This window comes from Curtobacterium sp. 320 (assembly GCF_031455235.1).
Lineage (GTDB): Bacteria > Actinomycetota > Actinomycetes > Actinomycetales > Microbacteriaceae > Curtobacterium.
Genome location: NZ_JAVDSI010000005.1, coordinates 192,293 through 212,419, shown reverse-complemented (window position 1 = coordinate 212,419; position 20,127 = coordinate 192,293). Strand labels below are relative to the sequence as shown.

Here is a 20,127-nt window from a genome sequence, read left to right as displayed (position 1 = left end):
GCGTCAGGCGGTGGTGTCCTCGAGCGCGTCGAGCGTCGCGACGTCCTCGGCCGACAGCACGAAGTCGACGTCGGCGTTCGCGGCGATGCGGGACGGGGTGGTCGACTTCGGCAGCGGCAGGACGTCCTTCTCGAGCAGGTAGCGGATCGCGACCTGGGCGACGCTCTTGTCGTACTTCGCCGCGATCTCGGCGATCTGCTCGTTGTCGAGGAGTCCACCGGTGGCGAGCGGGGAGTACCCCTCGGTGAGGATGTCGTGCTCGCGGTCGAAGGCCGTCGTCTCGTCCTGCGTGTTGCCGATGAACCAGCGGATCTGGTTGGCGTGCGGGACGACGTCGGTGCGGCCGAGCAGGTCCTCGAGGTCGGCGACGGCGAAGTTCGAGACACCGATGCTCTTCGTCCGGCCGGCGTCGTAGACCTCCTCGAGGACCTTCCACACCTCGACGTTGCCGTCCCGGTGGTCCGACCCCATGTCGCTCCAAGGCCACGGCGCGTGCACGAGGTACAGGTCCACGTGTCCGAGGTCGAGGTTGCGGCTGGACTCGTCGAAGGCCTCGCGCGCGCCGGACGCGGTCTTGACCTCGGCCGGGAGCTTCGTGGTGATGAAGAGCTCGTCGCGCGGGATGCCGCTGTCACGGACCGCCTCGCCGACGCTGGCCTCGTTGCCGTACGCCAGGGCGGTGTCGATGTGGCGGTAGCCGGCGTCGAGCGCGGCCTTGGTGGCGTCGTAGGCGTCAGCGCCGGACGGGATCTGCCAGGTGCCGAACCCGATCTTCGGGATGTGCAGGCCGTTGGACATGGTGAACGTGTCGATGAGAGCGGGCATGCACCGGACAGTACGCCGCGCGGACGTCGGTCGGGTCGTCTACCATTCGAACACACGTTCGAACGAGGAGGGCGAGATGATGCTCACGCAGGAGGTCGCCACGCTGTGGTGGGACCGCGGTGTGCCGGTCCGGATGGTCTGGCGCGAACGGCGGTGGCGGGTCTCCGACACCCCGACGCGGCTGACGGCGACGGCGGAGTACCTGCCGTCGGCGGTGACGCACGCGCCGGAGCAGACGGTGGGCTGGCGGTTCCAGGTGAGTGCCGACGACGGCGACGACGTGGTGGTCGTCGACGTCGCGCCGGACGGCACGGGGTGGGTCGTGGCGCGGACCTGGCGCTGAGCGCCGCGGGCGTCCGGGCGTGCCGGGGCTCGCCGGGTGATCAGCCCAGCACGTCTCCGGCTCGCTGGTAGAGCCCGGTCGCCAGGTCCGCGAGCACGCCGAGCAGTGCTCCGCCGTGCGTCCGGTCGACCTCGGCGAGCACCTCGGCGTACCGCTGGCGGTGTTCCCGCACGACCCGCTCGCCCTCCGGCAGGAGCCGCAGGAGCGAACCGCGGCGGTCGTTCGGGTTCGGCGCGCGCTCGAGCAGGTCGGCGGCCGTCATGCGGTCGATCATGTTCGTCACGGCGCCCGAGGTCAGCCCGAGGTACCCGGCCACCTCGGTGGGGGTGGAGTAGCCGGTGTCGCTCACGAGCACCAGGGCGCGCAGGGCGTTCTCGTGCACGCCGGCCCGCGCGCTGAGCTGTCCGACGAGGCTCGCGTTCGCGCGCACGACCGCGTCGAACGCCGCGATGAGGTCGGCCGCGTCGGTCGGGTCGGTCGGCGGCGCAGGGGTCACGGGTTCCTCGCTTCGGGTCGGGTGCGGTGGCGTCCCTCGCACTGGGGTCAGTATACGAGTGGTCAATTTGATGAATGACTGACTATCTTGATGATCGAAGCAAACGAGCCCGAGCCGATTGCTCCTCCACTTCCCTGAACGCCCGACCGAAGAGGTTCCCGTGTCCGACAAGCTCCGCACCTCCGCCCTGAAGCGGATCCGATTCGCCCCCGTCGCACTCCTCGCGGGCATCTTCGCCGCCGTGCTGCTCTCCCTCTCGCTCACCGGCACCCTCTCCGGGTTCGCCGCGAGCATCACCAACAGCAGCAACACCGCAGCCAGCGGCACGCTCACGATGCAGGAGCAGAACGCCGGCGGCACCGTCACCTGCACGAGCACCGACGGCGGCTCGGTCTCGACGAACTCCGCCACGTGCTCGACGATCAACAAGTTCGGCGGCAGCACCACGATGACGCCCGGCAACACCGTCACGACCGCGATCTCGATCAAGAACACCGGCACCGCGAACGCCTCGACGTTCACGCTCACCCCGGGTGCCACGTGCACCCAGTCGGCGAACGGTTCGGTGAACGGCACCGCGACCGACCTCTGCGCGAAGATGAACCTCGTCATCTCCTCCGGCTCGACCACGGTGTTCAGCGGCACGCTCGCCAGCTTCAAGGGCGCGGCCGCCTCGGCGTTCACGATGCCCGCCGCACCGGCCGCTGGCGCCTCCGTGCCGTTCACCTTCGCCGTCACGCTCGACTCCTCGGCCGGCAACACCTACCAGGGCCTGGCCGCCTCCGTGCCGATGACCTGGACCTTCACGGCCTAGTCACCCCGACCGGCGACGCTCGACCGACCCCCCTCCGGTCGAGCGTCGCCACCCATCACCCCACCCCGTCCCACCCCCGCCCCTCCCAGCCGCACACGACCGGAGCAGCAGATGAGCCAGACCGCCGCCATCCCGCTCAGCGGCACGCTCGACCGTCCGCTCCTCGGCGGCCACACCGCCACCCGCTTCGAGACGGTCCTCGCCTGGACGGTCGCCGCGGTCGCCGCCGTCCTCCTCACCGCCGCCGTGCTGTTCCTGTCCGCCGGCGGGCGGTGGTTCGTCGTCGAGACGCCGTCGATGGGCGAGGCCGCTCCGGTCGGCACGCTCGTCCTCGACCTGCCCGTGGACGTCGCCACCCTGCGCGTCGGCGACGTCGTCTCCTTCGAGACCGCGGCGAACCCCGGCGTCGTCTACACCCACCGGATCATCGACGTCGACGCCGCCGGGCTGCACACCCGCGGTGACATCAACGGCGCGACCGACCCGTGGACGCTCACGCAGGAGAACGTCATCGGTTCCCCGGTGCTCCTCGTCCCGAACCTCGGGTGGCTGTTCCGGGCGGCGCCGCTCCTGCTCATCGGCACGCTGGTGATCTGGACGCTCACGAGCGTGTTCACCGACCGGGTCACCCGCACCTGCCTCCGCATCGCCGGCGGTGCACTCACGCTGTCGTACGCGGCCTTCATCCTGAAGCCGTTCGTCAACGTCACGACCATCACGAACTCGGCCACCCACGGAGGCGTCGAGGCCACCATCGTGTCCTCCGGCATGTTCCCGGTCCGGGTCGAGGCCCGTGGTGCCGAGAGCGTCCACCTCGTCGACGGGCAGGTCGGGCACATGGTCATCCGCGAGCTCACGAGGAACGGGCACTACCAGCTCACCTCGAACATCGACCTCGGGCCGGTCGGGTGGGGACTCCTCGTCGTCGCCTGCCTCGTCCCGCTCGTGCTCTGCCTGGCCGTCGGTCGGGTCGAGGCGGTGCGTCCCTCGTGAGACTCCGCCGCCTCCGTGACGGTCGCGTCGTCGCCCTCGTCCTGGTCCTCGCCGTCGCCGTCGTCGGCCTCGCCAACGCGTTCGCACCGACGCGGTCCGCCTTCAGCGCCGTGGTCGCGAACACCGGCAACAGCGCCGCGACCGCGCCCTACTTCACCTGCGCCGCAGCGGTCGGTGCCGACACCTCGACCGCCCTCTTCGCCTACCGTCTCGGCGAGGCCTCCGGTTCGACGACCGCCACGGACTGGTCGGGCAAGGGCCTGAACGGCACCTACCAGGGCTCGATGACGGCGACCACGCCGAGCCCGAACGCCTGCCCGCGTGACGCCGGGAGCTCGTACGCGCTGAACGGTTCGACGAGCTTCGTCTCGACGCCCCGGTCGTACGCGAACCCGACCACCTTCAGCGAGGAGGTCTGGTTCCGCACGACGGTCGCCGGCGGCATGCTCGTCGGGTTCGGTAGCAACCAGGTCGCCGCATCCGGGCAGCACGACCGCCAGGTCTACCTCAACACCACCGGGCAGCTCGTCTTCGGCACCTACAACGGGACGACCCAGGTGGTGACGTCACCGAAGGCGTACACGGACGGCGCGTGGCACCACGTCGTGGCGACGATGTCCGCGAGCACCGGGATGCGCCTCTACGCGGACGGCACCCTCGTCGCGTCGAACGCGGCCTTCACGACGCCGGAGAACTTCACCGGGTACTTCCGGGTCGGGTACGACACCGTGTCCGGGTGGCCCGGGCAGCCGTCGAACTTCGCCTTCACGGGGTCGATGCGGTACGCGGCGGTCTACGGCTCCGTCCTGTCGGCGACCCAGGTCGCGAACCACGCGGCGGCCGGTCGCTGAGACGACGACGGACGGGAGGCGCGGTGCCAGCTGGCGCCGTCCCTCCCGTCCGCAACGGTGTTGCGATAATCGCAATTCCGGTACGCTGGGGCCATGGACGAACCGGTTGAGACACGCGTGCTGGCGGTCATCGAGGAATCCGGGATGGCCCACGCACAGTTCGCAGCAGCGGTCGGGATGGACCCGACGAAGCTCTCGAAGTCCCTGGCCGGTCGTCGCCGCTTCACGTCGCTGGAACTGGCGCGGGTGGCTGACGTCGGCCGTCGAAGCGTCGATTGGCTCATCACCGGAGCCGCGCCGTTCCGCCCGGTGTTCGCGCGTCGCGTCCGCAGCGCAACGGTGGACGACGATGACGGAGCGGCGATCGTCGAACGGGTCGTGACCGCGGTCCGTGGCCTGGCGGAGCTCGATCGGCGTCTCGTCCTGCCACCGCTGCCGCAGCCTGCCGAGCACTCCAGTTGGTACACGGTCGCCGCGCCACGTCTGGCACAGCAGTACGTGCAGCAGATCGGGGTCCCGCTCGCCGGTCTCGCGACGCACGAGCTCTTCGCCGTGATCGAGCGGACGTTCGGCATCGTGATCGTGGTGGCCGATCTCCCGGACGACGTCGACGGGCTCTCGTACGAGGATGCGGACGCGAGAGTGATCGTCCTCGCCACGGCCGATCAGCCGCTGCGGCAGCGGTTCACGCTCGCCCACGAACTCGCGCACATCGCGTTCGGGGACGCCCGGCAAGGCATGCTCGAGGAGCGGATGTGGACGGACAAGTCGAAGGTCGAGTCCCGCGCGAACGCCTTCGCCGCAGCGTTCCTCGCCCCCTCGGTCGAACTCCGGGCCGCCCTGGCTGGTCGGGATCCCCGCGAGGTGTTCCCCGAACTCGTCGAGCGGTTCCAGCTGTCACCCTCATCGCTCGCATGGAGGCTCCTCAACGAGCGGCTGATCGATCAAGCAGCCTGCGACGAACTCAGGAAGATGACCGCGAAATCGGCGTACCTCGCCCTCGGCAAGCCAGCTGAGTTCGTCGACATCGCTCTCGCGGCAGGAGAACCGCGTCCCGGATGGTTGCTCGTGAACGCGTACGCGGATGCGTACCGCGACGGCGAGACCACGATCAAGCCCGTGGCGCGGCTGCTCGGGTGGGCACCGGACGAGACCGAGGAGTTCTTCGCGACCGACGGGGTGGGAGAAGACGAGGACCCCGGACCGGGCGAGCGCTGAGCCGTGCCCGTCCACTGGTTCCCCGACAACTCACTCATCTGCAACTTCGCTGCCGTCGACGAACTCGAACTCCTCCGCACGAGTCTCCACGGATCAGGTCGGATCGTCGAAGCCGTGGAGTACGAGATCGGACGCTCTGCGCAGCGCGTCCGCAATCTCGTCCGGCTCGACACCACCGCGTGGTTCGGTGAGTCGATCAGCTTCGAGGACGAACGGGACATCGCGGCCATCGAGAGCATGCGTCGGAACCGGTTCGGCGGCGACGACACGGCTCCGCTGGAACACCTCGGGGAGAGCCAGACCCTGCATCTCCTGCGGACCCGGCCCGAGTTCGCCGGCAGCGTCTGGATGAGTGAAGACGGTGGGGCACTCCGCGTCGCGAGGACGATGGGCATCGTCACGCGCGACACGAGGGACGTCCTCGAAGAACTCGTCGCGTTCGGTGAGATCAGCGCTGTCCGTGCCTTCGAGATCGCGGTCGCGATGGTTGGCGAGGATCGCCCCGTCCTGCGCATGCCCGGATCCGCTCGCGACTTCGGCTGAGTCGATCGTCGCGGCCGGTTGCTCTGGGGCATCCGCTCAGGGGCAGGCGACGGCGACGGAACCGGTCGCGGTCGTCTCCGCCGGAGCGGTGGCACCTTCCGGAGCGGGGGCCGCGGGAGCGGCGACCTGCGCCGGGGCGGCACTCGAGCGGCGCGCACCCAGCGTCACGAGCACGATGGCCCCGACGACCGCGACCCCACCGGCGAGCCAGAAGTCGACGGCCAACCCGAACGACGACACCGCGGCGCCGCCGAGCACCGACCCGGCCGCGATCGCCAGCTGGATCGTCGTCACGAACAGCGCGAGCCCGGTCTCCGACCCCGCGGGCGACGACGTGGACATCCAGGTCTGCATGCCGAGCGGCAGCGCTCCCCACACGAGGCCCCACACGACCAGCAGGACGAACACCCCGACGACCGAGTGTGCGAGCAGCGGGAGCAGGACGACCGCGCCGGCGAGGACGAACTTCGCGGAGCCGATCGTGCCGAGGACGCTCCGGCCGAGCGTGAACCCGGCGACGAAGTTCCCGACGATGCCCGCGATGCCGAAGACCAGCAGTGCGATCGTCACGGTGTCCGCGCCGACCCCGACGAGGTCCTGCAGGTACGGCGCGATGTAGGTGTAGGCGGCGAACTGCGCGGTGAAGAGGAACGCGGCACCGATCAGGCCGACCCGGGCCCTGCGCACACCGAGCAGCGACCCGAGCGTGCCGAACCGGACGCGCTGCTGGGCGGGGATCCGCGGGAGCATCGCGAGCTGCAGGCCGAGCGCGACGAGCCCGAGCACGCCGCCGATCACGAACGCCAGCCGCCACGTTGCGAGGGACGACACGAGTGCGCCGAGGGGCAGGCTGACGACGGTCGCGACCGAGACGCCGGCGGTGATGAGGGACGTGGCGCGGATCACGGACTCGGGGCGCACGAGGCGTCCAGCGATCCCGGCGCCGATCGCCCAGAAGCCGCCGATGCCGACGCCGAGGAGCATCCGGGCCACGAGCAGCACCCAGAACGAGGGCGCCACCGCTGCGAGCGCGTCCGCGACGACGAGCAGCACCGTCAGGCCGACCAGGACGACCCGGCGGTCGAGCGCGGACGTCCACACCGTGACGACCGGTGCGGCGACCGCTCCGACGAGGCCGGTCGCGACGACCATGAGCCCCGCGGTGCCGACACCGACGTCGAGGTCGGCGGCGATGGCCGGCAGCAGGCCGATCGGGAGGAACTCGGACAGGACGAGGACGAACGATCCGAGTGCGACGGATGCGACGCTGAGCCACCCACGGCGCGTTGCTGACGAGGTCATGCGGGCGTCAAGCACGCGCCCGCGCGGTCCATTCCCGCGTGACGGGTCGGGTCAGGCGTCGAGGGCCCGGCGCGCGGCGGCGACCACCTCGGCGTCGGTGACGAAGTGCGCCGAACCGTCGTCGGCGCCGCCCATCGGCACACCCGCGTGGGCGCTGTCGGCGGCGGGTCGCTTCGCCGAGAGGTGCACGGCGGCGGCCCCCGTCGCGACCAGGGCGGGGACGTCGGCCGGGGTGACACCGGCGCCCGCCATGACCTGCACGGGCCCGGCGGCGTCGACCATGCGCGTGATGGTCGCGGCACCGGCCACCGCGGTGGGAGCTGCACCCGAGGTCAGCACCCGGGTGAACCCGAGGTCGGCGAGGGTGGCCGCGGCGGCGACGGGGTCGGCCGCGTGGTCGATCGCCCGGTGCAGGGTGACCTCGGCGGTCGCGCTGACCGAGCGTGCGGCGTCGACGAAGCGCCGGAGGGCGTCCTCGTCGAGCGTGCCGTCCGGACGCAGGGCACCGACCACGACGCCCGCTGCCCCGGAGCGCAGGACCGTGCGGACCTCACGCACCATGAGCTCGACCTCGTCGGGGGTGTGCACGAAGCCGCCGGGACGACAGCGGACGAGGGCGTGCGCGGGGATGCCGGTCTCGTGGGTCGTCTCGACGAGCGCCTGGGACGGCGTGAGACCACCGAGCTCGAGCCCGACGCAGAGCTCGACACGGTCGGCGCCGCCGTCCCGTGCGACGATCGCGCCGGCGGGTGAGGTGACGGCGATCTCGAGGGCGACGGGGGCGGCGGTGGTCACGCGATGGCTCCGAGCGGTTCGTTCGACGGCGGGATGATCCGGGCGCCGAGGTCCGGCGCCGACGGGAACACTCGATCGTAGGGGAACATCGGCCGGACGATCCTGTGGTGTCCGAGCCGCTCGAGGTCCTGGTCGACCCCGCCCGGCGTCAGCGCGAGCATCCAGTCGGCAGCCATGTCGAAGAGCTCCGGCTCGAGGTACCCGATCTTCACGATCACCACGTCGGCGTCCCGCGGGGCGAGGTCGAGGTCGGTGAAGTCGTGCTCGTGGTGGTACGGCTTGCGGAGCGTCGTCAGGATCGCGAACACACTGCCGACCTGCAGCACCACCTCGGTCTCGGCGTCGCGGTCGCCGTGCTTGATCGCGTGCACGCGGCCGGTCATCGTGATCGGCCCGGCGTGGACGGCGTCGACCGACGCCCCCGCCGTCACGGTGACCGTCGCGCCGACGCCGGCCTCGACCGCCGCCGCGACGGCCTCGGGGCCGGGGACGCTCGCGTAGATCACCGTCGGGCCGTCGAGCTCCGCGAAGGCCGGGTTCGCCAGCACCTGCGTGAGCCCCCAGGTCATGTCGCCCGAGCCGCCGGCGGTCGGGTTGTCGCCGGAGTCGGACACGAAGAACGGCCTCGCGGCGCCCGGTGCGAGCGCAGCGGCGAGACACTCGTCGAACGTGCCGGTCGGTGCGACGAACACGAAGTCCTCACGCACGTCCCAGAAGGCCCGAGCGAGTCGTTCGGCACCCGCGGCGACGGCGTCGGCGTCCCAGCCCGTGACCACGGTGACCGCGCGGTCGCGGGGCTGGTCCGCCCAGGCGTAGCCGACCCAGATCGCCGCGTCGAGCACGCCCTCGGACTGCTCGACGAGCGGCACCTGCGCGTAGAGCGACGCCGCGGGCTCGAGGCGCGTCGAGGTCTGCTCGCCGGGCAGGAGCACGGGGATCGGCACCCAGGCCTTCACCGGGCGCTGCTGCCCGACCGGTCGGGTGGTCAGCACGTCGACCAGGTTCCGGACGGCGCGCTCCTTGGTCTCGAGGGCGTCCTCGTGCGGGGCCATCCGGTAGCAGGTGACGAGATCGACCTGGTGCGCGAGCTCCGCCGTGACGTTGCCGTGCAGGTCCATCGACGCCGACACGATGACGTCGAGACCGATCACCGCGCGGATGCGGCCGAGCAGGTCGGCCTCGGCGTCGTCCAGGCCCTCGACCACCATCGCGCCGTGGATGTCGTACCAGAGCCCGTCGATGTGCTCGGCCTCGACGATCGCCGCCAGCCGCGAGACGATCTCCGCCGCGAGCGACTCGTACGAGTCACGGTCCACGATCCCGCCCGGCAACGCGTGCCCGATGAGCGCCCCGCGGAAGTCGGCGTGCGCCGACAGCGGCCCGAGGAAGTCGTAGCGGGCCACGACCTCGTCCCCGCGGTCCGGGTGGAACGCCGGTGCGTGGGTGCGCGTCGGCGTGAACGTCGAGGTCTCGATGGCGAGACCGGCGATCGCGATGACCGGGCGGTGGGTGGCGGGTGCGGTGGACACGGGCTCAGACACGGACGTTCCTGTTCCTGGTGGTGGACTGGGGGATGGGCGCGGACAGTTCCTCGAGCGACGCGGCGAGACCTCGCTGCAGGGCGAACTGACCCGCCCCGACGAGCCCTGCGTCCGCGCCGAGCGAGACCGGCTCGATGACGAGGTGCTGCGTCATGAGCGGGTGGCAGCTCTCGTACAGCTGGCTCCGCACGGCGGCGATGAACGGGTCGAGGGTGGAGAGGATGCCGCCGAGGTACACGGCGTCCGGGTTGAAGAAGTTGACGTTCGCGGCGAGCACCTCGCCGAGGTACCGGCCAGCGAGCCGCACGGCCCGGGTCGCCTCGGGGTGGGCGTCCGAGGCCAAGCGGACGACGTCGGCGGTCGAGGAGACGTCGACCCCGGCGTCCGACAGGATCCGCACCAGGGCGGCTCCGGACGCGACGGTCTCGAGGCACCCGGTGTTCCCGCACGAGCACGGGGTGTCCCCGGCGGCGTCGATCCGGACATGCGTGATGTCCCCGGCCGAGCCCGTCGCCCCGCGGTACAGCCGACCGTCGATGACGATCCCGGCCCCGATCGCCGAACCGGCCTTGATCGTGATGGTCTGCCGCCGGCCCGGGTCCTGCACGGTCTGCTCGCCCGCCGCCATGCAGTTCGCGTCGTTGTCGACGACCGCCGGCAACCCGAACCGCTCGGTCAGCCACGACGCCACCGGGAACCCGTTCCATCCCGGCATCCGGCTCGGCAGGTCGACCACGCCGGCCTCGACGTCGACCGGGCCCGGGAGGCTGAGGCCGACGCCCCGCAGCCCGTCGCGACCGCGCTCGTCGGCGAGCCGCTCGAGCAGGGCGGCCAGCCGCTGGAGTCCCGCGGTCGGGCCGTCGGAGAGCGCGAACGGGACGTTCGCGACCGACTCGAGCGCGCCTCCTGGCAGGACGATGCCGATGCGCGCGTGCCCGCCGCCGACGTCCGCGGCGACCGCGTACTCGTCGACGCCGCCGATGCGGAGCACCTTGCGGGGGCGGCCGCCGGTCGAGACGTCGGTGCCCTCCTCGGCGAGGAGTCCGTGCGACAGGAGCTGCGCGACCACGTGGGACACGGTCGAGGGGGCGGCGCCGAGCAGCGCGGCGATCTCCGTCCGACTGGAGGCCTGCCCGGACGCGACGAGCTCCAGGACGCGGGCGCTGAGGTCCGGCACGACTTTCTCCAATCCGGGCGGAACACGGCGGGTGACCACCGACTGCCGCGAGCCTAACCGGCAGATCGACCGGTCCACCCTTTCGCCCGAACGGCAGAAACGAACTATTTACACGGAGATGTTTGTTTTTCCAACGGCTTTGGACATTGACTGTCCCCGTGCCGCTCGGCACGCGTGCTCCACACCCCGAACCTCCCACGCACCAGGAGACACACATGACCAAGCCCCGTCGCTGGGCGCTCCTCACCGGAGCCGCGATCGCCGTGAGCGCGTTGCTCGCCGGCTGCTCCGGGGGCGGCAACGCCTCGCCCAGCAGCAGCTCCGACACGATCGACTACGCACTGCCGGCCAACTTCACGCCGAACTGGATCCTCCCGATCGGCACCGCAGCGCACCTCAACACGAACAACGGCTCGATCGCGCAGTCGCTGTACGAGCCGCTCGTCGCCTACGACGGTTCCACCGGCAAGATCGCGTGGAACAAGGCCGGTTCGGTCGCGACGGACGCGACGTTCGCGAGCGACTCGAAGAGCGTCACGGTCACCCTCGGCGACCGGCACTGGTCCGACGGCAAGCCGATCACGAGCCGGGACGTCGAGTTCTGGTTCAACCTGATCAAGGCGAACAAGGACGAGTGGGGCTCCTACTCGAAGGGCAAGGCGCCGGACAACTGGACCTCCTTCACGGCCGACGACGACACGCACTTCACGATCACGTTCGACAAGGCGTACAACCCGGACTGGATGCTCGCCAACCAGCTGAGCCACATCATCCCGCTGCCGCAGCACGCCTGGGACAAGACGAGTGCGAGCGCGAAGGTCTCCGACGCCGACGAGACCGCGTCCGGTGCGAAGCAGGTGTGGAAGTACCTCAACACCGCCGCCGGCAAGATCTCCGACTACGCCAGCGACGACCTGTGGAAGACCATCTCCGGGCCCTACGGCGTGAAGACGTTCACCACGGCGGGCAAGGTCACCCTGACGGCGAACACGAAGTACGACGGCGGCGAGAAGCCCTCGATCACGACGGTCAACCTGCTGCCGTTCACCACGACGGACGCCGAGGTGAACGCGGTCCGCTCGGGCGAGGTCGACTACGGCTACATCAACGCCACCGACATGGACCAGAAGTCGTCCTTCACGTCGAAGGGCTACGACGTGCAGCCCTGGACCGGCTGGGCGATCACGTACATGCCGTACAACTTCAACAACCCGGACATGGGCGCCGTCTTCAAGCAGCTGTACGCCCGCCAGGCCGTGCAGATGTCGATCGACCAGACCTCGCTCTCCAAGGTCGTCTTCAACGGCACCGCCACCTCGACCTACGGACCGATCCCGCAGGCGCAGGAGTCCGACTACGTGTCGAGCACGCAGAAGGACAACCCGTACCCGTTCAGCACGAAGAAGGCCAAGGCGCTGCTCGAGTCCCACGGGTGGGCGGAGCAGGGCGGCACGATGGTCTGCACCGACCCCGGTACGTCCGACAGCCAGTGCGGCGAGGGCGTGGAGCAGGGCACGAAGTTCACCATGAACGTCCTCTCGCAGTCCGGCTCGACCGTCACCGACAACATGATGAGCGCGATCCAGTCCTCGCTCGCGAAGACCGGCATCGGCTTCACGATCAAGACCGCGCCGGTGTCGAGCGTCCTGTCGCAGACCCCGACCTGCACGAGCGACGAGGCCAGCTGCGACTGGGACCTCTCCTTCTTCGGCACCGCGGGCAGCTGGTACTTCCCGGCCTACCCGACCGGTGAGTCGCTCTTCCAGACCGGTGGTTCGGCGAACTTCGGCTCGTACTCCAACGCCGACGTGGACAAGCTCATCGACGCGACGACCACGTCGCCCGACGCCACCGCCGTGCAGGACTACAGCGCCGCGGTCGCGAAGGACCTGCCGGTGATCTGGCTGCCGAGCCCGGACTACCAGATCTCGGTCGTCAAGCAGGGGCTGACCGGGTTCGACCAGGACTCGCTCGCCAACTTCCACCCGGCCCAGTGGAAGTGGTCGAAGTAACCACCTGACACCCCCTGGAGGCGCGGCGCGGGTCCGACCCGCACCGCGCCTCCCGGGGCCCACCGCACCAATCCAGACGACGGAAGCCGCATGACCACAGCTCTCTACCTCACCAGGCGCGTCCTGCAGGCGCTCGCGGTGATCCTCATCGTCACGATCGTCGTGTTCTGCCTGCTGCACGCCCTGCCGGGCGGCCCCGCCCGCGGCGTGCTCGGCGTCTCCGCGACGCCCGCGCAGATCGCCGCGTTCAACACGGCGCAGGGGCTCGACCAGCCGCTGCCCGTGCAGTACCTCCGGTTCCTCGGCCGCCTCCTCACCGGCGACCTCGGCACGTCGTACACGCTCAACGAGCCGGTCTCGCAGCTCATCACGGAGCGGCTGCCGAAGACCCTCGTCCTCACCGGGATGTCCGCGGTGCTCGGCATCGTGCTCGCGATCCCGGTCGGCATGTGGCAGGCGGTCCGGCGCAACGGCGCGGTCGACTACGCGGCCACCGCCCTGGCCTTCGTCTTCTACTCGACGCCGGCGTTCTTCCTCGGGCTCGTCCTCATCATCGTCTTCAGCCAGCAGCTGCCCTGGCTGCCGTCCCAGGCACCGAGCGGGAACACCCTCGCCGAGGTCTTCCAGGACCCGGCCGGGCTCGTGCTCCCCGTCGTCACCGGTGCCCTCTCCATGATCGCCGTCTTCAGCCGGTACATGCGGGCCTCGACGCTCGAGAACCTGCAGGAGGACTACGTCCGCACCGCCCGCGCCGGCGGTGCCTCGACCGCGGCGATCCTGCGCCGGCACGTGTTCCGGAACTCGCTCACCCCGGTGGTGGCGATGCTCGGGTACTACCTGCCGGTGCTGTTCGGCGGGGCGCTCGTCACGGAGCAGCTGTTCAACTACCCCGGCATGGGGCTCCTCTTCTGGAACGCCGCGCAGACCTCGGACTACCCGACGCTGCTCGGGTGCGTCCTCGTCATCTCGATCGCGACCGTGGTGGGCACGCTGCTCGCCGACGTCGCGCAGTCCTTGATCGACCCCCGAGTGAAGGCAGGCCGAGCATGAGCGCCGTCCAGATCGCACCGGAAGCGCCCGGCGCGCCCGTCGTCGTCGCCGCCACCGGCTGGCGCCTCGCCGTCCGCCGCTTCCGCCACAACACCCTCGCGGTGATCGGCCTCGTCGTCATCGTCGTCATCGTGCTGTTCTGCTTCGTCGGCCCGTTCCTGTACCCGACCGACCAGACGCACACCCAGCTCTCCCAGGCGAACCTCGCCCCCGGCGCCGCGCACCTGCTCGGCACCGACGCCGTCGGGCACGACGTGCTCGGCCGACTGATGTTCGGCGGCAAGGTGTCGCTCATGGTGGGCATCGCCGCCGGCGTCCTCGCCACCGTCGTCGGCACCCTCTGGGGCTCGATCGCCGGGTACGTCGGCGGCTGGGTCGACGCGGTGATGATGCGCGTGGTCGACGCCGGCATCGCGATCCCGGCGCTCTTCATCCTGCTCGTCATCTCGGCGATCACGACGCCCGGTGTGTGGGGACTCATCGTGATCCTCGGCTTCGTGTCCTGGCTCGTGCCCTCCCGGCTCATCCGCGCCGAGACGCTGACGCTGAAGAACCGCGACTACGTGCTGACCCTCCGCGCGATCGGCGGGTCGCACGCCCGCGCCATCGGCCGCCACCTGCTGCCGAACTCGGTGTCCACGATCGTCGTCGCCGCCACGTTCCAGGTCGCCGACGCGATCCTCCTCGTCGCCTACGTCTCCTACCTCGGGCTGGGCGTGCAGGCACCCGCGACGGACTGGGGTGGCATGCTCTCGGCAGGACTCACCGCCGCCTACTCGGGGCGGTGGTGGCTCATCGTGCCACCGGGTCTCGCCGTGATCCTGGTCGTCTGCGCGTTCAACGCGGTGGGCGACGGGCTCCGGGACGCCTTCGACGTGAGGGGCCGCTGATGTCCATCCTGACCACCACCGACCTCGGGGTCTCCTTCAGCACGGAGTCCGGCACGGTCGACGCCGTCCGCGGGGTCTCCCTGCACGTCGAACCCGGTGAGACGCTCGCGCTCGTCGGGGAGTCCGGTTCCGGCAAGTCCACCGTCGCCCTCGCCGCGATGGGGCTGCTGTCCGGCAACGCCACCGCCGCCGGCAGCGCGGTCGTCGACGGCCACGAGGTCGTCGGCGCCGCCGAGCCCGCCCTGCGGTCGCTCCGCGGCAGCACCGTCTCGATGGTCTTCCAGGAGCCCGCGACCGCCCTCGACCCCCTCACCCGCGTCGGGGCGCAGATCGCCGAGGTCATCCGGAACCACGGCGACGTCTCGGCAGCGGACGCCGCGGCACGGGCCGTCGACCTGCTCGACCGCGTCGGCATCCCCTCGCCCGCGCAGCGCGCCAGGGCGTTCCCGTTCCAGCTCTCCGGCGGACAGCGGCAGCGCGTGGTCATCGCGATGGCGATCGCGAACTCGCCGAAGCTCCTCATCGCCGACGAGCCGACGACGGCCCTCGACGTCACCGTGCAGGCGGAGATCCTCGAACTGCTGCGTCGCCTGGCGGCGGACACCGGCACGGGAGTCCTGCTCGTCACCCACAACATGGGCGTCGTCGCGGACTTCGCGGACCGGGTCGCGGTCATGTTGCAGGGGTCGATCGTCGAGACGGGCTCCGTCGAGGACGTCCTGCTCCGGCCGCAGCACGAGTACACGAAGCGGTTGCTCGCGGCGGTGCCGCGGCTGGCCGTGGCCGAGACCGGCGTGGCCGTCGCGTCGGGTGCGTCCGGTGCGTCCGGCGTGGCCGTCGCGTATGGTTCGGACGGGAGGCGCGGCGCGGCCCCGGTGGTCGACCTGCGGGACGTCTCGGTGACGTTCGGGCGCGGGGCGCGCGCCGTCCACGCGCTGCAGGGCATCGACATCGCCGTGCACGCCGGCGAGACCGTCGGCCTGGTCGGGGAGTCCGGTTCCGGCAAGTCCACCGCGGCCCGGGTCGCGCTCGGCCTCGTCAAGCCGACGTCCGGCAGTGTGCACCTGTTCGGCTCCGACCTGCGGACGGCTCGTGGTCGCGACCGCCGAGCGCTCCGGTCGGGCATCGGCGTCGTGCTGCAGGACCCGGTGGCGTCGCTCGACGCCCGGATGTCGGTCGCCGAGTGCATCGCCGAACCGCTCGCCGTGCACCGCCGCGGCATGTCCTCCGCCGACCGTCGGAAGCGCATCGACGAGGTCCTCGACGCCGTCCGGCTGCCCCGGACCCTGGCGTCGCGTGCACCCCGGGAGCTCTCGGGCGGGCAGCGGCAGCGCGTGTCCCTCGCTCGGGCGCTCGTGCTCTCGCCGCGGTTGCTCGTCGCCGACGAACCGACCAGTGCGCTCGACGTCAGCGTGCAGGAGACGGTGCTCGAGGTCCTCCGCGAGCTGCAGGACGACCTCGGGTTCGCGTGCCTGTTCGTCTCGCACGACCTCGCCGTCGTGCAGCAGTTCGCCGAGCGGGTCGTCGTGATGCGCCAGGGCGTCGTCGAGGAGCAGGGCACGACGGGTGCCACCCTCATGCACCCGACCACCGACTACACCCGACGGCTGCTCGCCGCCGTGCCCGTCCCCGACCCGGTGGTGCAGCGGCAACGCCGGGTCGAGCGACTCGCCACCCTCGGGGCGGTGACCGCGTGAGCGAGGTCGTCGCCGGCGTCGACGTCGGCGGGACGAACACGAAGGTGGTCCTCGCGACCCCGGCGCTCGAGGTGATCGACCGCATCGACCTGCCGACGCCCGCTCACGCGGGTGGCGCCGCGATCGTGACGGCCGCCCTCGGTGCCGTGACGGACCTGCTCGACCGGCACCGCGCCTCCGTGACCGGTGTCGGGGTGGGCGCTGCCGGCGTCGTCGACGCGAGCACGGGGACGGTGCTCGTGACGGGCAACTCGTTCACCGGCTGGGCCGGTTACGGCGTGACGGACGCGGTCACGTCGGCCCTCGGCGTCCCCGCGACGCTCGACAACGACGTGAACGCGTTCCTCCTCGGCGAGGTCGCCGCCGGTGCCGTGGCGGGGGAGCCGGACGTGCTCGGCATGACGCTCGGGACCGGGGTCGGCGGTGCGCTCGTGCTCGGCGGCTCGCTGTTCGCCGGGCCCCGCGGCGCGGCGGGCGAGATCGGCCACGTCCCGGGCTTCGGCGACGCGGTGTGCACCTGCGGGCAGGTCGGCCACCTCGAGACGATCGCCGGGGCGCGCGGCATCGCCGACCGCTACGCCGAACGGACCGGGCGCCGGGTCACCGTCCGCGAGGTCGCCGACGCCGCACGCGCCGGGGACCCCGACGCCGCCGCGGTGTTCGAGACCGCCGGCTGGGGGCTGGCGCGTGCTGCCCTGCTGACGGCGGGGATCCTCGACGTGACGACCATCGTCATCGGCGGCGGGATCGCGCGGTCCTGGGACCTGCTCGAGCCGGCCATCAGCACCGCCATCGCCCTGGAGCCGCCGGTGAGCGGGGCGCCGATCCGGCTGGCCCTGTCGTCGCTGGGGTCCGACGCCGTGGCGCTCGGTGCCGCTGCGCAGGTGCGGGACCTGGTGCTCGGGAGCGCGACCGCGCGCTGAGGCGACCGCTTCCCGGAACGACGAGGAGCCGGCCTGGACCACCTGATCGCGTGGCCCAGACCGGCTCCGGTCGTGGGTGCTGTCGGCGGGAGGACCGCCGACGGTCGGGTCAGACCCGACGGGCGCCGACGCGGGGGAGCAGCAGGCCGAGCACGATCATCGCGACGGCGAGCACCAGGTGCAGGACGTTGTCGGCGCTGTTGAGCGGCACGAAGTTCGCCGGGTCGGCCATGCCGGCGGTGAACAGGCCGTAGACGAACAGGACCGCGTAGACGATCCCGCCGACGAGCAGGTAGAGCCGGGCGCCGCGAGCGCTGCGGGCCGCGAGGAGCCCGACGACGCCGAACAGCAGGTGGACGATGTTGTGGAGCACGGACACCTGGAACGTGCCGAGCAGGAGTGCCATCGAGCCGTGGCCGGCCACCGACATCGTGCCCATGTCCATCGTGAGTCCGGGGATGAACCCGGCGATGCCGACGATGAGGAAGACGACCCCGAAGACCAGGGCGCCCTTCTGCGTCCAGGTGGAGCCGTTGGCGGTGCGGTTCGTTGCTGCGTTGCTGGTCATGATGCGACCTCTCTCTCAACGAGGGCCGGAACGCCGGTGCGCCGGTCCGGGCGCTCATGACGCCCACAGTGCATTCGGAGCATGTGCCGGGTCGGTTTGCAGGTACTTCGCGATCCACACATCCGCGGGCTGGCCGTGCCTGGGGCCTGAGCCGTCGCGGAGGGGACGCCGGGCATCGTGGAGCGCATGAGCCAGTACGACAAGCGCGATCCGAAGACCCTCTACCCCGCCCCGCCGTACCCGGAGCAGGAGCAGTCGCTCCCGGGGGCCGCGTGGAAGATGGACCCGAAGCCCGACCACGGCGAGGAGAGCTACGTCGGGCTCGGTCGCCTGAAGGGTTTCCGGGGCATCGTCACCGGCGCCGACTCGGGCATCGGCCGCGCCGCCGCCATCGCACTCTCCCGCGAGGGCGCCAACCTCGTCCTCTCCTACCTGCCCGACGAGCAGGAGGACGCCGAACAGGTGCGCGACCTGCTCGAGGGCGAAGGGCGTCGTGCGGTGCTCTTCCCCGGCGACATCTCCGACGAGCAGTACTGCACCGACCTCGTCCAGAAGGCCGTCGACGAGTTCGGTGGCCTCGACACCCTCGTCATGGTCGCCGGGCGGATGGACAGCAACGACGACATCCTCACGCTTACCACCGAGCACTTCGACTCGACCTTCAAGACGAACATCTACTCGCTCTTCTGGCTGACCAAGGCCGCCGTGCCGCACCTCGAGCCGGGATCCACGATCGTCACCACCGGGTCGATCCAGGCGAGCACGCCGTCGCCGGACAAGATCGACTACGCGGTGTCCAAGGGCGCGATCAAGCTCTTCACCGAGGCCGTCGCGCAGCAGCTCGCACCGAAGGGCATCCGCGTGAACTCGGTCGCTCCGGGACCGGTGTGGACGCCCCTCCAGCCGGGGTCCGACGACGCCCAGACCGTGGCGCACTTCGGCGAGCAGTCGCCGTTCGGCCGCCCCGGTCAGCCCGCCGAACTCGCTGCCGCGTACGTGCACCTCGTCAGCCCCGAGTCCAGCTACCAGTCCGGGTCGACGATCACCATCGCCGGCGGCACCCCGGCCTTCTAGGAGGACACGATGAGCGGGACGACACACGTGGTCCTCGTCGCCTGGGACGGCGAGGCGGCCGACCGGTCGGTGCAGGCCGATGCCATCGTGCGCGAGCACCTGCCGCGGATCGACGGGGTCGAGTCCGTGCGGTCAGGCGAGAGCATCAGCACCGAGGGGCTCGAGGGCGGTTTCGACTGGATGCTCGTCGTCCGGTTCCGGGACCGCGCGGCGCTCGCTGGGTACCTGCCGCACGAGGAGCATCAGCCCGTCGCCGCGTACATCCAGGGCGCGAGCGAACGCGTCGTGGTCTTCGACGTCGAGGACTGACGTCGGGGTGGTCGTCGGGCGTGCCGATCAGCGCGACCCGACGACCGCCGTCCGCCGGGCCATGGCGTTGCCCGATGCGCGCACGAGCACGGCGATCACGAGGAAGCCGACGAGCAGCGCCGCGCAGTACAGCGCGACGCCGCCGTACCCGCCCACGCGGGCCGGGTTGAAGAACGGGTAGGGGTAGAACCCGACGAGCGCGCCGCGGATGAGCGTGTACGCGGTGTAGACGGCGGGCACGATCGCGGCCGCCCAGACCATGGTGAACGGCTGCCGGTGGCGCGGACGGTCCACGAACCAGTCGACCACGACGGCCGCCGGGATCACCATGTGGTGCACGACGTTCACCCACGGCAGGAGTTCGCCGAGGTCCGCACCGGCCAGCAGCGTGTTGAACACGATGCCGACGAACGCCAGGTAGACGACCGCGGCGCCGCGCGCGACCTCCCACCCGCGCGACGACGGGACACCCCGCAGGAGCCGGACGGCGCCGATCACGAACACGGTGCTGGCGTAGAGGTTGCCGAGGATCGTGAAGTAGCTGAAGACGTTCACGAGGCTGAAGTCCACCCGCACGCTCAGCACGACCTGGGTGACGACCCCGGCGACGGACGCGGCCGCGAGCGCGAGGCGGACGGCAGCCAGGACGGTCGTCTTCATGGCGCCACCCTACCGACCGCCGGCCTTCTCGCGCCGCTCCGTGTCG

21 protein-coding genes are annotated in these 20,127 nt (G+C 71.2%); 13 read left to right on the top strand and 8 right to left on the bottom strand.

Annotated elements, in window-relative coordinates:
* Positions 1-3: 3 nt before the first annotated feature.
* On the bottom strand, positions 4-825 hold the full coding sequence (locus tag J2X60_RS09165) for an aldo/keto reductase (protein ID WP_070417298.1): 822 nt from the start codon (positions 823-825) through the stop codon (positions 4-6).
* Between the two features lie 76 nt (positions 826-901).
* Here J2X60_RS09165 and J2X60_RS09160 point away from each other — a divergent pair, with 76 nt between their 5' ends.
* Complete coding sequence (locus tag J2X60_RS09160; protein ID WP_309887171.1) at positions 902-1,168, top strand: hypothetical protein; 267 nt, start codon at positions 902-904, stop codon at positions 1,166-1,168.
* 40 nt (positions 1,169-1,208) lie between these two features.
* On the opposite strand, the gene J2X60_RS09155 is transcribed toward J2X60_RS09160, so the two are convergent.
* Positions 1,209-1,664, bottom strand: coding sequence for a MarR family winged helix-turn-helix transcriptional regulator (locus J2X60_RS09155; protein ID WP_309777957.1), 456 nt, complete (start codon positions 1,662-1,664; stop codon positions 1,209-1,211).
* 160 nt (positions 1,665-1,824) lie between these two features.
* Between J2X60_RS09155 and J2X60_RS09150 the strand changes: the two genes are divergently transcribed.
* From J2X60_RS09150 to J2X60_RS09130, 5 genes are all read left to right on the top strand, one after another.
* Positions 1,825-2,478, top strand: coding sequence for a hypothetical protein (locus J2X60_RS09150; RefSeq protein WP_071296464.1), 654 nt, complete (start codon positions 1,825-1,827; stop codon positions 2,476-2,478).
* Positions 2,479-2,589: 111 nt separating this feature from the next.
* Entirely contained in the window at positions 2,590-3,471 is an 882-nt protein-coding gene (locus J2X60_RS09145) for a S26 family signal peptidase (protein WP_229085843.1), read from the top strand.
* Complete coding sequence (locus J2X60_RS09140) at positions 3,468-4,322, top strand: LamG domain-containing protein (RefSeq protein ID WP_309887170.1); 855 nt, start codon at positions 3,468-3,470, stop codon at positions 4,320-4,322. Before J2X60_RS09145 ends, J2X60_RS09140 begins: the two co-directional genes overlap by 4 nt.
* Positions 4,323-4,415: 93 nt before the next feature.
* Positions 4,416-5,540, top strand: coding sequence for an ImmA/IrrE family metallo-endopeptidase (locus tag J2X60_RS09135; protein WP_309887169.1), 1,125 nt, complete (start codon positions 4,416-4,418; stop codon positions 5,538-5,540).
* 3 nt (positions 5,541-5,543) lie between these two features.
* Positions 5,544-6,083 (top strand): hypothetical protein, encoded by a 540-nt coding sequence (locus J2X60_RS09130; protein ID WP_309887168.1) that lies wholly within the window; start codon positions 5,544-5,546, stop codon positions 6,081-6,083.
* Between the two features lie 36 nt (positions 6,084-6,119).
* Here the strand turns inward: J2X60_RS09130 and J2X60_RS09125 are convergent, their stop codons facing one another.
* The 4 genes from J2X60_RS09125 to J2X60_RS09110 are packed head-to-tail and all read right to left on the bottom strand — an operon-like array spanning position 6,120 to position 10,898.
* Complete coding sequence (locus J2X60_RS09125) at positions 6,120-7,385, bottom strand: MFS transporter (RefSeq protein ID WP_309887167.1); 1,266 nt, start codon at positions 7,383-7,385, stop codon at positions 6,120-6,122.
* A 51-nt stretch (positions 7,386-7,436) separates the two neighbouring features.
* A complete protein-coding gene (locus J2X60_RS09120) occupies positions 7,437-8,180 on the bottom strand; it encodes a copper homeostasis protein CutC (RefSeq protein ID WP_070417284.1) in 744 nt (247 codons plus the stop codon).
* Positions 8,177-9,721 carry a M81 family metallopeptidase gene (locus J2X60_RS09115; RefSeq protein ID WP_309887166.1) on the bottom strand — a complete coding sequence of 515 codons (1,545 nt, stop codon included), beginning with the start codon at positions 9,719-9,721 and terminating at the stop codon, positions 8,177-8,179. The genes J2X60_RS09120 and J2X60_RS09115 overlap by 4 nt, the downstream gene beginning before the upstream one ends.
* Positions 9,714-10,898 (bottom strand): ROK family protein, encoded by a 1,185-nt coding sequence (locus J2X60_RS09110; protein WP_083295119.1) that lies wholly within the window; start codon positions 10,896-10,898, stop codon positions 9,714-9,716. The genes J2X60_RS09115 and J2X60_RS09110 overlap by 8 nt, the downstream gene beginning before the upstream one ends.
* A 215-nt stretch (positions 10,899-11,113) precedes the next feature.
* Here J2X60_RS09110 and J2X60_RS09105 point away from each other — a divergent pair, with 215 nt between their 5' ends.
* The 5 genes from J2X60_RS09105 to J2X60_RS09085 all read left to right on the top strand — a co-directional run bounded on the left by J2X60_RS09105 (position 11,114) and on the right by J2X60_RS09085 (position 17,470).
* The gene (locus J2X60_RS09105; RefSeq protein WP_309887165.1) at positions 11,114-12,910 is read left to right on the top strand and encodes a peptide ABC transporter substrate-binding protein; all 1,797 of its coding nucleotides are present in this window, start codon (positions 11,114-11,116) and stop codon (positions 12,908-12,910) included.
* Positions 12,911-13,000: 90 nt separating this feature from the next.
* Complete coding sequence (locus J2X60_RS09100) at positions 13,001-13,960, top strand: ABC transporter permease (protein ID WP_309887164.1); 960 nt, start codon at positions 13,001-13,003, stop codon at positions 13,958-13,960.
* Entirely contained in the window at positions 13,957-14,850 is an 894-nt protein-coding gene (locus J2X60_RS09095) for an ABC transporter permease (RefSeq protein ID WP_309887163.1), read from the top strand. Before J2X60_RS09100 ends, J2X60_RS09095 begins: the two co-directional genes overlap by 4 nt.
* Positions 14,850-16,547, top strand: a complete 1,698-nt coding sequence (locus tag J2X60_RS09090) for an ABC transporter ATP-binding protein (protein WP_309887162.1) — start codon at positions 14,850-14,852, stop codon at positions 16,545-16,547. The genes J2X60_RS09095 and J2X60_RS09090 overlap by 1 nt, the downstream gene beginning before the upstream one ends.
* Complete coding sequence (locus J2X60_RS09085) at positions 16,544-17,470, top strand: ROK family protein (RefSeq protein ID WP_309887161.1); 927 nt, start codon at positions 16,544-16,546, stop codon at positions 17,468-17,470. The genes J2X60_RS09090 and J2X60_RS09085 overlap by 4 nt, the downstream gene beginning before the upstream one ends.
* Positions 17,471-17,579: 109 nt before the next feature.
* On the opposite strand, the gene J2X60_RS09080 is transcribed toward J2X60_RS09085, so the two are convergent.
* Positions 17,580-18,038 carry a DUF4383 domain-containing protein gene (locus J2X60_RS09080; protein WP_309887160.1) on the bottom strand — a complete coding sequence of 153 codons (459 nt, stop codon included), beginning with the start codon at positions 18,036-18,038 and terminating at the stop codon, positions 17,580-17,582.
* A 186-nt stretch (positions 18,039-18,224) separates the two neighbouring features.
* Between J2X60_RS09080 and J2X60_RS09075 the strand changes: the two genes are divergently transcribed.
* Together J2X60_RS09075 and J2X60_RS09070 are read left to right on the top strand one after the other, a co-directional pair.
* A complete protein-coding gene (locus tag J2X60_RS09075; protein WP_309887159.1) occupies positions 18,225-19,112 on the top strand; it encodes an SDR family oxidoreductase in 888 nt (295 codons plus the stop codon).
* Between the two features lie 9 nt (positions 19,113-19,121).
* Positions 19,122-19,421, top strand: coding sequence for a Dabb family protein (locus J2X60_RS09070; RefSeq protein WP_309887158.1), 300 nt, complete (start codon positions 19,122-19,124; stop codon positions 19,419-19,421).
* A 27-nt stretch (positions 19,422-19,448) separates the two neighbouring features.
* Here the strand turns inward: J2X60_RS09070 and J2X60_RS09065 are convergent, their stop codons facing one another.
* Positions 19,449-20,081 carry a Pr6Pr family membrane protein gene (locus J2X60_RS09065; RefSeq protein ID WP_309887157.1) on the bottom strand — a complete coding sequence of 211 codons (633 nt, stop codon included), beginning with the start codon at positions 20,079-20,081 and terminating at the stop codon, positions 19,449-19,451.
* Positions 20,082-20,127: the final 46 nt, after the last annotated feature.

Bases quoted from the DNA above. Each gene is read 5' to 3' on its own strand.
- J2X60_RS09125 (WP_309887167.1), bottom strand. From the start codon at position 7,385: ATGACCTCGTCAGCAACGCGCCGTGGGTGGCTCAGCGTCGCATCCGTC.
- J2X60_RS09135 (WP_309887169.1), top strand. From the start codon at position 4,416: ATGGACGAACCGGTTGAGACACGCGTGCTGGCGGTCATCGAGGAATCC.
- J2X60_RS09080 (WP_309887160.1), bottom strand. From the start codon at position 18,038: ATGACCAGCAACGCAGCAACGAACCGCACCGCCAACGGCTCCACCTGG.
- J2X60_RS09070 (WP_309887158.1), top strand. From the start codon at position 19,122: ATGAGCGGGACGACACACGTGGTCCTCGTCGCCTGGGACGGCGAGGCG.
- J2X60_RS09065 (WP_309887157.1), bottom strand. From the start codon at position 20,081: ATGAAGACGACCGTCCTGGCTGCCGTCCGCCTCGCGCTCGCGGCCGCG.
- J2X60_RS09075 (WP_309887159.1), top strand. From the start codon at position 18,225: ATGAGCCAGTACGACAAGCGCGATCCGAAGACCCTCTACCCCGCCCCG.
- J2X60_RS09165 (WP_070417298.1), bottom strand. From the start codon at position 825: ATGCCCGCTCTCATCGACACGTTCACCATGTCCAACGGCCTGCACATC.
- J2X60_RS09160 (WP_309887171.1), top strand. From the start codon at position 902: ATGATGCTCACGCAGGAGGTCGCCACGCTGTGGTGGGACCGCGGTGTG.
- J2X60_RS09105 (WP_309887165.1), top strand. From the start codon at position 11,114: ATGACCAAGCCCCGTCGCTGGGCGCTCCTCACCGGAGCCGCGATCGCC.
- J2X60_RS09095 (WP_309887163.1), top strand. From the start codon at position 13,957: ATGAGCGCCGTCCAGATCGCACCGGAAGCGCCCGGCGCGCCCGTCGTC.
- J2X60_RS09100 (WP_309887164.1), top strand. From the start codon at position 13,001: ATGACCACAGCTCTCTACCTCACCAGGCGCGTCCTGCAGGCGCTCGCG.
- J2X60_RS09090 (WP_309887162.1), top strand. From the start codon at position 14,850: ATGTCCATCCTGACCACCACCGACCTCGGGGTCTCCTTCAGCACGGAG.
- J2X60_RS09145 (WP_229085843.1), top strand. From the start codon at position 2,590: ATGAGCCAGACCGCCGCCATCCCGCTCAGCGGCACGCTCGACCGTCCG.